A 13,383-nucleotide genomic window follows, 5' to 3' on the forward strand; every position below is an offset into this window, starting at 1 on the left:
GACTGTCCCCCAGTGCTTTAAAGCGGTAAAGAATAGGTCTTCTTCCGGCTTTCCTGAATATATGTTTATAGAGAAACCTTGTCCAGGAAGGATGAAAGTATATGATGTCAAAACTGGAAGCATTTATATTAGGGGTCATTCAAGGACTGACGGAATTTCTGCCGATTTCCAGCACCGGCCATCTTTATTTAGGAAGGAAGGCTTTTGGGCTGGAGGAGGCCGGGCTGTTTCTTGATACGATGCTTCACTTGGGTACATTCCTTGCCGTTCTCGTTGTCTATCAGAAAGAATTGCTGCATATGATCCGCCACCCCTTCAGCAAATTAAGCCTTATCCTTGTTATAGGAACGATACCGGCAGTAATCATCGGCTATTCCTTTGAAGATTACTTTGACCGGATTTCCACTACAGGGAGCACGATTGGCTGGGAGTTTCTCCTGACAGGTTTAGTCATGTATATTGCTGATGGAGTAAAGGATGGCTATAAAAAGCTTGAAGACATCTCTTATACGGACGCATTTGTCATCGGCAGCTTTCAGGCAGCAGCCATCTTCCCTGCCCTGTCCAGGTCTGGTTTGACAATAGCTGCAGGTCTTTTCCGCAGACTCGACCGCCAGACAGCAGCCTATTTTTCCTTCCTCCTCTCCACTCCAGCCATCCTCGGCGGACTGCTCATGAAAGGAAAAGACCTTTTTACCGGACACGTGGAGGCAGTTTCCCTTACCGCATTAATGGTCGGTACGGCTGCTTCCGCTCTATTTGGGTACTTCGCAATTGTTGCTATGATTAATTTTCTGAAGAACCGATCATTAAAAATCTTTTCTTATTATGTATGGGGTCTGGGCTTCCTAATACTGATCCTTCAATGGTCAGGAACCTTTTAAGGAGGGAATGAAGTGGGACAAGAATGGATTAATGGTTTGCTTCAGCTCCTTTCTGACTGGGGGTATTTCGGCATTGCTTTTGGGTTGATGATTGAAGTGATCCCAAGTGAGCTGGTATTAAGTTATGGCGGGTTCCTTGTTTCCGAGAATAGATTGCATTTCCTTGGAGCGCTTCTTGCAGGTGTCCTCGGCGGCACTGCAGCTCAACTATTTTTATATTGGCTCGGACTTTATGGCGGGAGACCGTTTTTCGTAAAATGGGGAAAGTTTCTATTTATAAGCGAAAAGCATCTTGAAGCTTCTGAGGAATGGTTCAGCAGGTACGGTACATTCGTCATCTTCTCGGCACGTTTTATACCCGTGGTGCGACATGCGATTTCAATTCCCGCCGGAATCGGGAGAATGAAATTTTCTTTATTCTTTCTCTATACCTTTGCAGCAATGATTCCATGGACAGTATTGTTTCTTCTAATTGGAATGGAGTTAGGAGATCACTGGGAGCAAATCGAGGTCATTGGCAGCCAGTACGTAAAGCCGATTGCCTTTTTTGCCTGTTCAGGTATAGCTTTGTATTTCGCCATACATCTCTGGCGGGGAAATCGACGGAAAAAATAAAATGATTTTTTTCTCAGGCCAAATTAGAAGGGATACGCCATCATGCAAAAATTCATTTTTAAGAATGCAACTTTATATACGATTACTTCCGGCATTGTTTATAACAGTCATGTTTGGGTTGAAAAAGGAAAAATCAAAAAGATATCTTCAGCAACAGTTGAGGGTGTGCAGGATGCTGCAGTAATCGATTGCAGAGGGAGGCCACTTCTACCCGGATTCATTGATGTCCATACCCATCTTGGCCTTTATGATGAAGGAACAGGCTGGGCTGGAAATGATGCAAATGAAACCATTGAACCGATGACTCCACACATCCGGGCTTTTGACGGAGTTCATCCTTTTGACCCGGGCTTTCAGGATGCACTTAAATACGGTGTGACGACAGTGAATGTCATGCCGGGCAGTGCCAATGTCATTGGCGGTACTACAGCTGTAATTAAAACCTTCGGCAAAAATATCGCACAAATGCTCGTCCGGGAAACGTCTGGACTGAAGCTTGCCCTTGGTGAAAATCCCAAAAGAATCCACAGCAATGGAAACAAAGAGTCCATCACCCGCATGGGAATCATGGGAATGTTAAGGGAAGCCTTCCATAATGCCAGGTACTGCATTCAGCCTGAGGAACTAAGGGTTGCCCCGCTCGTGTTGGCTTTAAAACGAGAAATCCCTGTCAGGGTTCATGCTCATCGTGCTGATGATATCCTGTCTGCTGTCCGCCTTGCACAGGAATTCGATTTGGACTTGCGGATCGAACATTGTACAGAGGGACATTTAATCGCCAAAGAACTCCGTGATCTTTCTTTGAAAGTCTGTGTCGGCCCGACATTCACCCGCCGTTCTAAAATAGAATTAAAAAACAAAAGCTGGCTGACGTATCAAGAGCTGTCGAATAATGGCGTTGAAGTATCCATTACGACGGACCATCCCTATACACCAGTCCAGTACCTGAATATGTGTGCTGCTGTCACTGTCAGAGAAGGATGGGATCCTGAAAAAGCCCTTGAAGCCATTACAATCAATCCAGCAAGAAACTTAGGCGTAGACCAGCGTCTCGGAAGTATCGAAGAGGGGAAAGATGCCGATCTTGTGCTCTGGAGCCACCATCCGTTTCATTTCATGGCCAAACCTCTGTTGACAATGATAGATGGAGAAATCGCTTTTAAAAACTTGTAGAAAATTGGTGAATTTTTTCATAAAAAATTAACGTTTTACCTATTTCATTTTATGATTTTTTTTAGTATGATACGAACAGATGATATATTCCATTATATTGTTCATTAGCCGAGCAATCTGAATATATATTGGCTTATGTAATGGAGGGAAGGCAAATGGTGCGCCACCAGTTTCTTGACTGGTCTTAGTGGGTTCGATTCCCACCCCGAAATTTTTTATGTGTTTTATGAAAAATTTCGAGGGTGGGGTCTTACGCTAAAAGACTGCCCTCATGGAGGGATACGAATGATCAAGAAACGTGATCTGCAGGACTGTCATGTTCTGTTCGATTTGATGGTGCACCCTGAGGTCTTCCCTTTTGTGCGTCAAAAAGCGAATTCCTATGAGGAATTTCTGTTTATGTCAAAAAGCACAATTGAAGCCGAAGAGCGCGGAGAATTAATTTCACGTACAATTGTTGATGAGTGGGGAAACCCAATCGGGACAATTAACCTGTTCGACATTGAAAACAGTGCCGGTTTCCTCGGCACATGGATCGGCAAACCTTTCCACGGCAAAGGCTATAACCAGCCTGCTAAAGAAGCTTTCTTCCAAGAGCTTTTCTATGAACTTGGAATGGAAACCATCTTCATGAGAATCAGGAAAGTCAACATCCGGTCACAAAAAGCTGCGGAGAAGCTTCCCTATGTTATTAAAGCAAATGAATTAAGGCCTTCCATCTATGAGCAATTGAATGCCGCTGGAGATGTTTATGATTTGTATGAAATCCCGAAAGATCTATATACAATGCACCTCTACAATACTTCTCAAGAAGAAGAACAAGCGTTAGAGGCATAAGAAAAGGTTTGGATCCAATGCAATTGGGATCCAGACCTTTTTGTTTAATTATAAGCAGCTCTTTATGATGTGCTTTTCAGAGGCATGGAAGACAATCTCTTAAACCATCCATTACTTGTTCTCCGTTTCCAGATAGGAATCGAACCTTTTTCATACACCATATCCCGTCTTCTCAACTTTCGTAAACCTTTAGAATCCCTTATCCTGCACATGGTTTTCTCTATAGCTTTTAATAAACTTATGTTTAAGCTGCAAAAAAAGCCCAGTAAAAGTACCGGGCATTACGTGACTATTTCGATAACTTGGAAAGCTCATTGAATATATCTTCAATGGTGTACGATGATTTATTCTTTTCCATAGCTGTAATCATCTCACCGCTGTTTTGCTCTAGGTCATCCAGTTTATCCTTGAACGTTGCGGGCGTCAATTCTTCCTCTTCCAGCTTCATTGCAATCCCCTGCTTTACAAACGAATCGGCATTGATGATTTGGTCTCCCCTGCTCGCTTCCCTCGAAAGCGGAATCAGAAGCATCGGAATCTTAAGGGCTAAAAATTCAAAAATGGAATTGGACCCTGCACGTGAGATGACATAATCCGTCATAGCTAGGAAATGTGGAAGTTCTGTTGATACATAATCATACTGTTGATATCCCTTTTGCTTCAAAGATGCATCACTATTTCCCTTGCCGCATAAATGGATGATTTGATACCTCTGAAGAAGTTCCTGCAAATTCCCCCTTACAGCTTCATTGATTTTGCGGGAACCAAGACTGCCGCCCATGATCATTAGAACCGGTTTGTCTTCATAGAATCCCGTCAGCCTCTTCCCTTCTGCCATATCTCCTGAAAACAATTCTTCCCTGATGATGGCTCCTGCACAAATCGCTTTCTCAGCCGGCATGCTGTTCAACGTTTCCGGGAATGTTGTGAAAATCTTGGTTGCAAACGGAACCGCCAGCTTATTCGCCAACCCTGGCGTAAAGTCCGATTCATGAATGGCCGTTGGAACCCCGGACATTTTTGCCGCCATGACGACCGGTACTGAAACAAATCCGCCTTTGGAAAAAATGACATCCGGCTTTGTTTTCCTAATGATGTTCAATGCTTCCATAAGGCCTTTCATGACTTTGAAAGGGTCGGAGAAGTTCTTCCAGGAAAAATACCTTCGCAGCTTTCCGCTGGAAATGCCGTGATATGGAATTTCGGGAAACTGCTCCGTAATAATTTCATTCTCTATCCCATCTTTTGATCCTATGTATGAAACCTTCCATCCCTGCTTTTTGAAAAAAGGGATAAGGGCAGCGTTTACAGTGACATGCCCGGCAGATCCACCGCCGGTGAAAAGTATATGTTTGCTCATCTTCAAGCTCCTATCCATTAAGTATCCTTTATCATTATACACGGTATTTGCTTAAACATTATCAAAAATATATATTAACACGTAAGCCCTTGGCTTTCGAGCAGAAATTAACCTTACAAACATTCTCTCCCCTCATACAGAATCAAGTATGATATAATTCATTAGTTCATTATCTTCATACGTTAATGCCGCTGCCGCTGCTTAAATCAAGCCATTCAACCTAGCGGGGGCCAGGCAGCTCAGAGCAATAACAAAAACACCAATTGATTGGAGGGAAAGGCACCGATTCCTGGGGGATAAGCGGGAATGGTGAGACTCCTCTGGCCAATCCAGTTCCTGCTGACAGCGCATAGCAGATTTAATAAGTCTCCAATGCCTTTTACACTCTTCGTGTTTCCTTTATATCATCGAGTTCAGTCCAGTCTGTACACTGCTAAACGGACCTTTCTGCGTTTAGTGATAAATCAACAAGTTCAGTTTGCACTGAATTCAGAGTGTTATCTTATCACCCGTTCATTCAAAGAGAAATGAAAAGCAATTCACATTGTTCGTTGGGTCCCTTTATCTCATCCGAGAGCCCTCCCATTCATACCGCGCTAACAGCCTTCTGCATTTATTCAGCAAAGGGAGGCAGCTTTCCGCATGACTGGAATGGAAACCAACGCCCATGTTTACTAAGGTACTAAATAATCTTTTTTGCGAGGCTAAACACATGAGACAAACCACAACATTACAAGATAAATTCAGGCAGTTCTTAGTCGTGCTCGTGCCTATCCTGGTTACACAGTTAGGAATGTTCAGCATGAGCTTTTTTGATACGATGATGTCAGGCAAGTTTTCTTCCACCGACCTGGCAGGCGTTGCAATCGGCTCCTCACTGTGGGTTCCTGTGTTTACAGGACTGAGCGGAATATTGCTGGCCATCACGCCGATCGTGGCGCAGCTGGTCGGAGGCGGCCGGCATAAAAATGTGGCTTACTCTGTTATACAAGGAGTTTATGCTGCAGTGTTTCTTGCCTTTGTCGTAATCCTGGCAGGAGTTTTTTTATTAGATCCCGTATTGAATAATATGAACCTTGAAGAACATGTACGGTCAGTTGCAAAGAATTATCTGATTGCTTTGGCTTTTGGTGTCATTCCTGTATTTGTTTACAATGTGCTCCGATCATTTATCGACGCTCTCGGAATGACCCGCATCACCATGTATGTCACGTTGACTTCATTGCCGATCAATATTTTCTTTAACTACGTGCTGATCTTTGGGAAATTCGGCTTTCCGGAGCTTGGAGGAGTCGGAGCAGGTGTTGCTTCATCAATCACCTACTGGCTGATCACTCTTATAGCTGCACTTGTCATTCAAAAGCATTATCCTCTAAGAAGATACAGTGTCTTTGGAAAATGGTTTGCGGTATCTCTGGCGAAATGGAAGGAAATTCTGTTGATTGGGGTTCCTATCGGCCTTTCTATCTTTTTTGAGGTAAGTATTTTCTCTGCCGTTACATTGTTCATGAGTGGATACAGTACGGAAGTTATTGCTGCCCATACTGCTGCCATCAATTTTGCTTCTTTCCTTTATATGATTCCTTTGAGCATTTCCATGGGCTTGACCATTGTCGTGGGATTTGAAGTCGGTGCAAAGAGACTTCAGGATGCCAGGACCTATAGTTTAATGGGCATTTCAACGGCAGTTATACTTGCTGCCGTCTATGGTGCCATCCTGCTTCTTTTCAGGGAGCCAATTTCCACCCTTTATACAGATAACCCCGAAGTCAGCGCCCTGATCGTTCACTTCCTGCTATATGCAGTGTTCTTCCAGCTTTCAGATGCAATTCAGGCACCTGTTCAGGGAGCCTTGCGCGGCTACAAGGATGTTAATATTACGTTTTTGATGGCGTTAATATCCTATTGGATCATCGGCCTTCCACTCGGTTACCTCTTGGCAAGACACACTGATTTTGGTCCGTATGGCTTTTGGATAGGACTTATTTCAGGTCTGACTGCCGGCGCCATCACGTTATCATGGCGCTTGAAGATCGTTCAGAGAAAGGCGAAATTAAAAATCAAAAATTTATAGGAAACCCAAAAACAGGTCCCGTTACTCCGGACCTGTTTTTTCATCTTCCATGACCTTATCAAAAGTAAAGAAGGGATTCTCTTTTCCCATAAATTGAATCTCACCGGCCTGTTGAAAACCATTCTTTTTAAAAAGGGCTTGTGCTTTTTCATTAAGAGAATATGTATCAGTGCGAATATAAGAAACATCGTGGTCTTTTGCCACTTTTTCTGTCTGTTTAATTAAAAGAGAAGCTATCCCTTTTCCCCGGACTTCCGGATCTACTACCAAACGGTGGAATAAGTACGCAGGGCCAGCTTGTCTCCAATCGGAACTTGTATATTCTGCCGGTTGATTTTGATCGATTGTAATACTCCCAGCAACCTTGTTTTGTTCATCCACCGCTACATAAAGGGAGCCATTCTCTGAATCCTTCAAAAAATCCCTTGAAAGCGGGTACTCATCTGTCCATTGGTCGATATTTTCACTCTCCATTATCTCTATGGTTGTTCTAACGATTCTCATAATATCTTCTATATCTTCCTTATTTCCTTTTCGTACATGATAGGACATAGTGGTCACTCCTTCTTACTGCTGTATCTGAAATCTCAGGTCATTCATCTTATCAAATTACCACTAAAGTTTTTCCAGTTCAACTGGAGGGACTTACACCCATACACGCAGGCTTAGAGTATCCGGTTTAAGCGTTTTCCATTCAACCAAGGAAGGCAACGTAAAAAGGGAAGGCCCGAATGTTCAGGCTTTCCCTTTTCAAGTACTCTATTATTTACCTATAAACATTTGAGTCCAGTAGTTGCCATTTGCATTGTGGCCAACACCAATGTGAGTGAAGTTGCTGCTAAGGATATTTTTGCGGTGTCCTTCACTGTTCATCCACGCTTTCACTACTTCTTCAGGTGTACGCTGCCCCATGGCGATGTTTTCGCCAGCCGCACGGTAATCAATCCCAAATTGTTTCATCATATCAAAAGGAGAACCATAAGTTGGGCTTGTGTGTGAGAAGTAATTTTTAGCTTTCATATCATTTGATTTTTCACGAGCTACCTTGCTTAATTCTGTATCGATCTTTAATGCAGGAAGACCATTTTTCGCTCTCTCCTGATTCGTCAGTTCAACTACTTGTCTTTCGAACTGACTGAGTGTCCCGCTGGCTGCTTCAGTCGTTTGCTTTCCTTCTGCTGCCGGCTGCTTAGATGCGGCAGGTGCTGTGCCTTCTGGTGCAGGTGTTTTTACAGTTGGCGTTTCAGCTTGTACAGGCTGTTCTTTAACAGGTTGTTTTTGAGCAGGCTGCTCTGCTTTTTGCTGAGTGTTCCACTTGATGTTGTATTTTGACATTATATCCTGGAACCATTTATTGAATTCTTCATTGTTGCCGGATAATTGATAGGTATATACCTTTGTTTCTGTTTGGATCTGGCTGCCGCTTGCTGCTTCGGCATTATTAAATAATGGTGCTGCCATTAATGAAAAAGCAGTAGCTGCTGATACGATGATTTTCTTTTTAGTATTCATGGATGTTCCTCCTCTGAAATGTGGTTGCTGTGTTGCACACTCAAATCATATCATCGGATTCTTTGTCATATTTATGGCTAAAAATGTAAGAAGGAAGTCTATCTCCATGTTTTTACAAATACCGTAAGCAAAACTCATATCATTATTGGATTCTTTCTGCTTAGCTGGCGCTTACTATTTTGGTTATTACTAGAAACCGATCTTCTATTTACCAGGTTTAAGGTATTGACAGACTTATAAGACTAAATGGTTTTTATCAAAAATAACATTATGATTTCAAGCGTTAAATTTATAGTTTCATCCGCAGTTCATTCAATGCGGATGTGTAATACGCAATCAGCCTGTATTTATCTTCGACTTCTATTGATGACGCTGTAATTCTTTTAATAGCAAAGTAGAACTTCTCCTCTTGGGATTTTCTTACCCTCGGGTGGTTGTTTTCATCTTTCAGTTCCCTCACCACCGCTTCTTTTAAAATGATAGAAGCATCTGTTCCAGCTGAGCGAAGTTCCCTGTTATTCCATATTTGCTTATATAACTGAAGCAGAAGTTCATAATTCGTTTGCATTTCCATTCCCCTTTACTGTCAATACATATTTCCATTTTGTTTTTCTCATACTACTCTTAAATACGAAAGGATGGTGCATGGTAATAAATACTCCATATCGTTGTCCCAATTGTAAAACCAACCGATCTCGTTTCAACATTATACAGCAGGTCCCACAAAGTGTGAAACTCGATCCCCAATCCGGTGAAGTAATGCAGCAATATGAAAGCAGCAACCTTGACCCTTTCCATATTCCATATAAAGGGCCAGAATATAAGGTCCAGTGCGGAGCTTGCGGACTGGTTGAAGATGAACGGACATTCAAGAAATTCGGGGAAAGCTGACCTTCTCAGCTTTCTTTTTTTTACGCCTTTAACACTTTAAAGCAGCAGGGGACAGTCCCCAGCTGCTTTAAAGTGTTAAATTATTTGAGCGTACCTATTTAAAAAGGGCTGTCACCCTGGGGCATGCACAGTGTCTTTAAATGAGTGGATGCATATGTTAGTAGCATGAAATTCATTTAAGGAGGCAGTTCTAATGGGCGATGAAGTTTCTAAGAAAAAGACCAATCCTATCCCTTCCTCGGTAGTAGATTTATTAATCAGCGATATTTTCCATAAAAATGGTGTGAAGGAAAAAGACGTAAAAGGGAAATTATCCGATGAACAAAAGAAGTGGATCAAAGATATGGTAGAAGATTTAAGCGGCCAGGTTAACTCACTGGTAAATCCCAATGATAAAAAAACAGAGAAATAACAAAAGGCTATCTTCCCATTCTTTTTTTAAGTTGCCTGTTTAGGGCGGCTTTTTATTTTCCCTGGAAAACTTCCACCCCTGCATGACAGCGGAAAAAATGGTCATTTTATTCAGTCAATATGCACACTCCTTAAGGACAAGAAAACAATACTATATACCATACCACTAAAAAAGGAGTGCTAAATGATGAATAAGAATTACAGCTACAACAATAGCTATTGCCCTGGAGATGATTATGGGAACAGTTATGGGTATGAAAACAATTATAACCATAAAGATGATGCCCTTCTTCTCCAAGATGGTACACAAGTTTCAATAAATGACCAGGAATCTGATGAACTCATCTGGATTAAGGATTCTTGCAATGTCAGTGTCCAGACGACAGATACTCAAGCTGCTGTATCCCTCCAAATCGGCCTTCAATTGGCCATCGCATTAGTTGTCAGCATCACTATCGGTGACTCAGAAAAGGGTAAATATATTGCCCAGGAACTCTTCCAGAAGTTCGATGCTGAACAAACAAACTACCAAAAAATCTATATAGACAACTCAAAAGATGTTAATGTAACGACTACTGACACTGACCTGGCAGTCAATATTCAGGCATTGCTTCAGATTCTTGTTGCCCTTGTTGTTAAATTGGATGTTCTATAATCAAAAATTAAAATGAGGTGAATGACAATGGAAGAAAAGAAATGGAGAGCATTGGATCATCATTGCGGTGATGACAATGGTGCAGACTTGGAACAAGATGGCGAACAGGTTGTTAAAAGCGAACAAAAGTCTTACGAATGGATTATCATTAAAGATTCTGAAGGTGTAGATGTACAGACTACAGATACACAGGCCGCTGTTTCTCTTCAATTAGGTATCCAGGCAGCAATCGCAGCAGTCATCAGTATCACAATCGGTGACTCTGATCAAGGTAAAGCAGTAGCGCAGGATATCAAACAGTTTATCAAAACAAGACAAAGCAACAAACAAAAGACAATCATCGAGAATTCCAAAAAGGTAAGCGTAGTGACAACAGATACTGACTTGGCTGTAAATATTCAAGCGCTTCTGCAAATCCTTGTAGCGATTGTAGTAAAACTGGACGTACTCTAAGGGGGGCACTTCAGATGGCAAACGATCCTAGCGAGCTGGTCAAACAGCTCAAGGAAATGAACCAAGGGTTACTTGAAAATCTTATGACCACTCAGCAGAGAAAAAGAAACCAAAAGAAAGCGGAAGAAGATTTCAACAAGAATCAAGAATCGGTGAAAGAATCACTGAAAGAACTTCTTGATCTACCAGATGAGGCTGCCTTGGCAGACCTTCTCAATAAACTAAAATAATTCATCGCCCTGCGCTGTTCAGTGGCGCTTGTCTGTTTAAGAGACCATCCTGTTACTGGATGGTCTTTGTTCTAATCTTATAATTTGGCAGATTGTGATTCTGTGCTTTCCTGTTTCAGCTGCGCTTCTTTATTTGACATACGTAAAGGTATTTCTCTCAAAAAGAATGTAATGAGGAACCCTGCAGACATGATGACAGCACCTATTAAAAACACATTGGTCAGCGAATAACTCAAGGATTCCCTGACAATTTCCATCATCTTACCGAACAATACCTGCATTTCCGGAGAAAGCGATGCCTGTATATCCTTCAGTTTCTCTCCATCCATTAAGCTTTGCGGACTTTGCAGAGTCTGTAATTGAGCTGCAGTTTCAGCAGGGATTGATTCCAGGTCAACAGAATTCTTCAGTGAAGATAGTCCTCCAGTCATTTTTGATGCCATGGAGTTGTTCATGACAGTCCCCATGATTGCGACCCCAACAGTGCCGCCGATTTGCCTGAACAACTGCGTGGCTGCGGTGGCAACCCCCAAGTATTGATGCTGTACAGCATTTTGGACAGTCAGTGTGAAAACAGGAAAGCATAAGCCCAGACCTGAACCGACAATAATCATATTGAGGACAGCCGTCGTATTGGTCGTTCCGGTATCCATCATTGAAAGCAATGCCAATCCGCTTCCCATGATAAACAGCCCTACCAGTGCAATCAGTTTGTATTTTCCTGTCTTTGTAATCAGCTGCCCCCCGATGGCAGATGCAAAAACCATACTTAATGTCATGGGCATCATCACAAATCCCGATTTGGTTGCTGAAGTCCCTATGACTCCCTGAATAAAGAAGGGCATATACATAATTGCACCGAACATTCCCGCTCCAAGGATGAAACCTATTCCATTCGAAAGCGTAAAAATGTCATTTTTAAATAGGTGGAGGGGCAATACCGGATTCGCCGCACGCTTTTCTGTCACAATGAAGAAAACCAGGGCTGCTGCTGTTAAGGTGAATAAGCCAAGGATCTGGTAAGAAGCCCACTCATAGTCGTTGCCTCCCCAGGTAAAAGCCAACAACATTGGAACGATTGTAAGGGACAGCATTAAGGAGCCAAAGTAATCGACTTTCTTTCTCTCCTGAACAGGTTGTGAAGGAAACAGCCGCCAAATCATCAGGAAGGCAACCAAACCAAAAGGCAGGAATACCCAGAAAACCCAATGCCATTCAGCATTGTCGACAATCCAGCCGCCCAACGTCGGACCGAATACACTTGCAAGACCAAAAATCCCGCCCATTAGGCCCTGCCATTTCCCCCTCTCCCTTGGCGCGAATAAATCACCTACGGCAGTAAAAGATGTCGACATGATCATCCCTGCACCGAACCCCTGAATCCCTCTGAAGGCGATCAATTCAATAATCGAACCCGAAAGTCCATTTAAGAATGAACCGATTGTAAAAATCCCTATCCCAATCAAGATAAACGGTTTTCTTCCATACATATCTGAGAGCTTACCAACAAGTATAGCCGTGACAGATGAAGTAAGCATGAAGATGGTAAACACCCAGCTGTAATATTCAATCCCCCCCAGTTCGGAGATGATAGTCGGCAGGGCTGTACCGACAATGGTCTGATTCAAGGCAGCAAACAGCATTGCCGACATGATGGCCATCATAATCAAGATTTTCTTTTTTGGCTCTAAATGTTCCATGAACTATTTCACTTCCTTTAATCCATAAATATTTAACCTGATTAACTTTTATACAAAAAAAGGGCAACTTTCTTAATAGAGAAAGTTATCCCTTCTAATTCGAGGTGCAGCTTATTCCTTTTTATATAGCTTGTTGAACAAGGTAATCAACTGTTTCAGTTCTTCCTCGGAAAAAGAGTCGAATTTCTGCTGGAAATACTCCAATTTCATCTCCAGGCATTCATCCAAAATCTGTTTTCCTTTCTCAGTAAGTGCCAGGTCCACTACCCTCCGGTCAACCGTCGATCGTATACGAGTCATGTATTCTTTTTCAGTCAAACTGTCCGTTACGCTGGTTATATGGCTAGCCGAAACATTCATCTTTTTGGATAGATCAGATGCTTTCATGGCACCATGTTCTGATAGGTATTTCAAGACCAGGAGCTCACTACTGGATAAATACTTACCATACAACCTTGTAATATCTTGTTTCATCATACGAAATACATTCCGGAATAATTCTTCTAATTGAAACATTTCACTTTTCAATACTATCTTACACCTTTCAGAACACAAAATAATCCAGTACGTTACCTATTTCATTTTATG

General features: G+C 42.2%; 16 protein-coding genes. 10 read left to right on the plus strand and 6 right to left on the minus strand.

What is annotated here, in order from left to right; translation table 11 throughout:
- Positions 1-104 precede the first annotated feature (104 nt).
- The 4 genes from AC4E8A_RS14615 (at position 105) to AC4E8A_RS14630 (ending at position 3,509) form a co-directional block, all read left to right on the plus strand.
- Positions 105-884 carry an undecaprenyl-diphosphate phosphatase gene (locus tag AC4E8A_RS14615; protein WP_490198878.1) on the plus strand — a complete coding sequence of 260 codons (780 nt, stop codon included), beginning with the start codon at positions 105-107 and terminating at the stop codon, positions 882-884.
- A gap of 12 nt (positions 885-896) precedes the next feature.
- Entirely contained in the window at positions 897-1,499 is a 603-nt protein-coding gene (uptA, locus tag AC4E8A_RS14620) for an undecaprenyl phosphate transporter UptA (protein ID WP_490193875.1), read from the plus strand.
- A 42-nt stretch (positions 1,500-1,541) separates the two neighbouring features.
- A complete protein-coding gene (locus tag AC4E8A_RS14625; RefSeq protein ID WP_490193877.1) occupies positions 1,542-2,672 on the plus strand; it encodes an amidohydrolase in 1,131 nt (376 codons plus the stop codon).
- A gap of 285 nt (positions 2,673-2,957) precedes the next feature.
- Positions 2,958-3,509, plus strand: coding sequence for a GNAT family N-acetyltransferase (locus AC4E8A_RS14630; RefSeq protein WP_490193879.1), 552 nt, complete (start codon positions 2,958-2,960; stop codon positions 3,507-3,509).
- Positions 3,510-3,798: 289 nt separating this feature from the next.
- On the opposite strand, the gene murG is transcribed toward AC4E8A_RS14630, so the two are convergent.
- A complete protein-coding gene (murG, locus tag AC4E8A_RS14635) occupies positions 3,799-4,869 on the minus strand; it encodes an undecaprenyldiphospho-muramoylpentapeptide beta-N-acetylglucosaminyltransferase (protein WP_490193881.1) in 1,071 nt (356 codons plus the stop codon).
- A 712-nt stretch (positions 4,870-5,581) separates the two neighbouring features.
- Here murG and AC4E8A_RS14640 point away from each other — a divergent pair.
- Entirely contained in the window at positions 5,582-6,943 is a 1,362-nt protein-coding gene (locus AC4E8A_RS14640; RefSeq protein ID WP_490193883.1) for an MATE family efflux transporter, read from the plus strand.
- A 21-nt stretch (positions 6,944-6,964) separates the two neighbouring features.
- Here AC4E8A_RS14640 and AC4E8A_RS14645 read toward each other — a convergent pair whose 3' ends face one another.
- From AC4E8A_RS14645 to AC4E8A_RS14655, 3 genes are all read right to left on the minus strand, one after another.
- Positions 6,965-7,495 (minus strand): GNAT family N-acetyltransferase, encoded by a 531-nt coding sequence (locus tag AC4E8A_RS14645; RefSeq protein WP_490193885.1) that lies wholly within the window; start codon positions 7,493-7,495, stop codon positions 6,965-6,967.
- Positions 7,496-7,705: 210 nt separating this feature from the next.
- Positions 7,706-8,455 carry a CAP domain-containing protein gene (locus tag AC4E8A_RS14650; RefSeq protein WP_490193887.1) on the minus strand — a complete coding sequence of 250 codons (750 nt, stop codon included), beginning with the start codon at positions 8,453-8,455 and terminating at the stop codon, positions 7,706-7,708.
- A gap of 289 nt (positions 8,456-8,744) precedes the next feature.
- Positions 8,745-9,023 (minus strand): hypothetical protein, encoded by a 279-nt coding sequence (locus AC4E8A_RS14655; RefSeq protein ID WP_490193889.1) that lies wholly within the window; start codon positions 9,021-9,023, stop codon positions 8,745-8,747.
- A gap of 83 nt (positions 9,024-9,106) precedes the next feature.
- On the opposite strand from AC4E8A_RS14655, the gene AC4E8A_RS14660 reads away from it, so the two are divergent.
- The 5 genes from AC4E8A_RS14660 to AC4E8A_RS14680 all read left to right on the plus strand — a co-directional run bounded on the left by AC4E8A_RS14660 (position 9,107) and on the right by AC4E8A_RS14680 (position 11,095).
- Positions 9,107-9,346 carry a DNA alkylation repair protein gene (locus tag AC4E8A_RS14660; RefSeq protein WP_490198879.1) on the plus strand — a complete coding sequence of 80 codons (240 nt, stop codon included), beginning with the start codon at positions 9,107-9,109 and terminating at the stop codon, positions 9,344-9,346.
- Positions 9,347-9,539: 193 nt separating this feature from the next.
- Complete coding sequence (locus AC4E8A_RS14665; protein ID WP_490193891.1) at positions 9,540-9,758, plus strand: spore coat protein; 219 nt, start codon at positions 9,540-9,542, stop codon at positions 9,756-9,758.
- A 186-nt stretch (positions 9,759-9,944) separates the two neighbouring features.
- Positions 9,945-10,412: a spore coat protein gene (locus AC4E8A_RS14670; protein ID WP_490198880.1), complete on the plus strand. Its 468-nt coding sequence runs from the start codon at positions 9,945-9,947 to the stop codon at positions 10,410-10,412.
- A gap of 27 nt (positions 10,413-10,439) precedes the next feature.
- A complete protein-coding gene (locus AC4E8A_RS14675) occupies positions 10,440-10,865 on the plus strand; it encodes a spore coat protein (RefSeq protein WP_490193893.1) in 426 nt (141 codons plus the stop codon).
- A gap of 14 nt (positions 10,866-10,879) precedes the next feature.
- Positions 10,880-11,095: a hypothetical protein gene (locus tag AC4E8A_RS14680; protein ID WP_490193895.1), complete on the plus strand. Its 216-nt coding sequence runs from the start codon at positions 10,880-10,882 to the stop codon at positions 11,093-11,095.
- Positions 11,096-11,172: 77 nt separating this feature from the next.
- On the opposite strand, the gene AC4E8A_RS14685 is transcribed toward AC4E8A_RS14680, so the two are convergent.
- Together AC4E8A_RS14685 and AC4E8A_RS14690 are read right to left on the minus strand one after the other, a co-directional pair.
- Entirely contained in the window at positions 11,173-12,795 is a 1,623-nt protein-coding gene (locus AC4E8A_RS14685) for an MDR family MFS transporter (protein ID WP_490193897.1), read from the minus strand.
- Between the two features lie 111 nt (positions 12,796-12,906).
- On the minus strand, positions 12,907-13,323 hold the full coding sequence (locus tag AC4E8A_RS14690) for a MarR family winged helix-turn-helix transcriptional regulator (RefSeq protein WP_490193899.1): 417 nt from the start codon (positions 13,321-13,323) through the stop codon (positions 12,907-12,909).
- Positions 13,324-13,383: the final 60 nt, after the last annotated feature.

Source organism: Bacillus sp. SRL337, assembly GCF_984799155.1.

Bases quoted from the DNA above. Each gene is read 5' to 3' on its own strand.
- AC4E8A_RS14670 (WP_490198880.1), top strand. From the start codon at position 9,945: ATGAATAAGAATTACAGCTACAACAATAGCTATTGCCCTGGAGATGAT.
- AC4E8A_RS14685 (WP_490193897.1), bottom strand. From the start codon at position 12,795: ATGGAACATTTAGAGCCAAAAAAGAAAATCTTGATTATGATGGCCATC.
- AC4E8A_RS14665 (WP_490193891.1), top strand. From the start codon at position 9,540: ATGGGCGATGAAGTTTCTAAGAAAAAGACCAATCCTATCCCTTCCTCG.
- AC4E8A_RS14645 (WP_490193885.1), bottom strand. From the start codon at position 7,495: ATGTCCTATCATGTACGAAAAGGAAATAAGGAAGATATAGAAGATATT.
- AC4E8A_RS14675 (WP_490193893.1), top strand. From the start codon at position 10,440: ATGGAAGAAAAGAAATGGAGAGCATTGGATCATCATTGCGGTGATGAC.
- AC4E8A_RS14680 (WP_490193895.1), top strand. From the start codon at position 10,880: ATGGCAAACGATCCTAGCGAGCTGGTCAAACAGCTCAAGGAAATGAAC.
- AC4E8A_RS14655 (WP_490193889.1), bottom strand. From the start codon at position 9,023: ATGCAAACGAATTATGAACTTCTGCTTCAGTTATATAAGCAAATATGG.
- AC4E8A_RS14615 (WP_490198878.1), top strand. From the start codon at position 105: ATGTCAAAACTGGAAGCATTTATATTAGGGGTCATTCAAGGACTGACG.
- AC4E8A_RS14640 (WP_490193883.1), top strand. From the start codon at position 5,582: ATGAGACAAACCACAACATTACAAGATAAATTCAGGCAGTTCTTAGTC.
- AC4E8A_RS14625 (WP_490193877.1), top strand. From the start codon at position 1,542: ATGCAAAAATTCATTTTTAAGAATGCAACTTTATATACGATTACTTCC.
- AC4E8A_RS14650 (WP_490193887.1), bottom strand. From the start codon at position 8,455: ATGAATACTAAAAAGAAAATCATCGTATCAGCAGCTACTGCTTTTTCA.
- AC4E8A_RS14630 (WP_490193879.1), top strand. From the start codon at position 2,958: ATGATCAAGAAACGTGATCTGCAGGACTGTCATGTTCTGTTCGATTTG.
- murG (WP_490193881.1), bottom strand. From the start codon at position 4,869: ATGAGCAAACATATACTTTTCACCGGCGGTGGATCTGCCGGGCATGTC.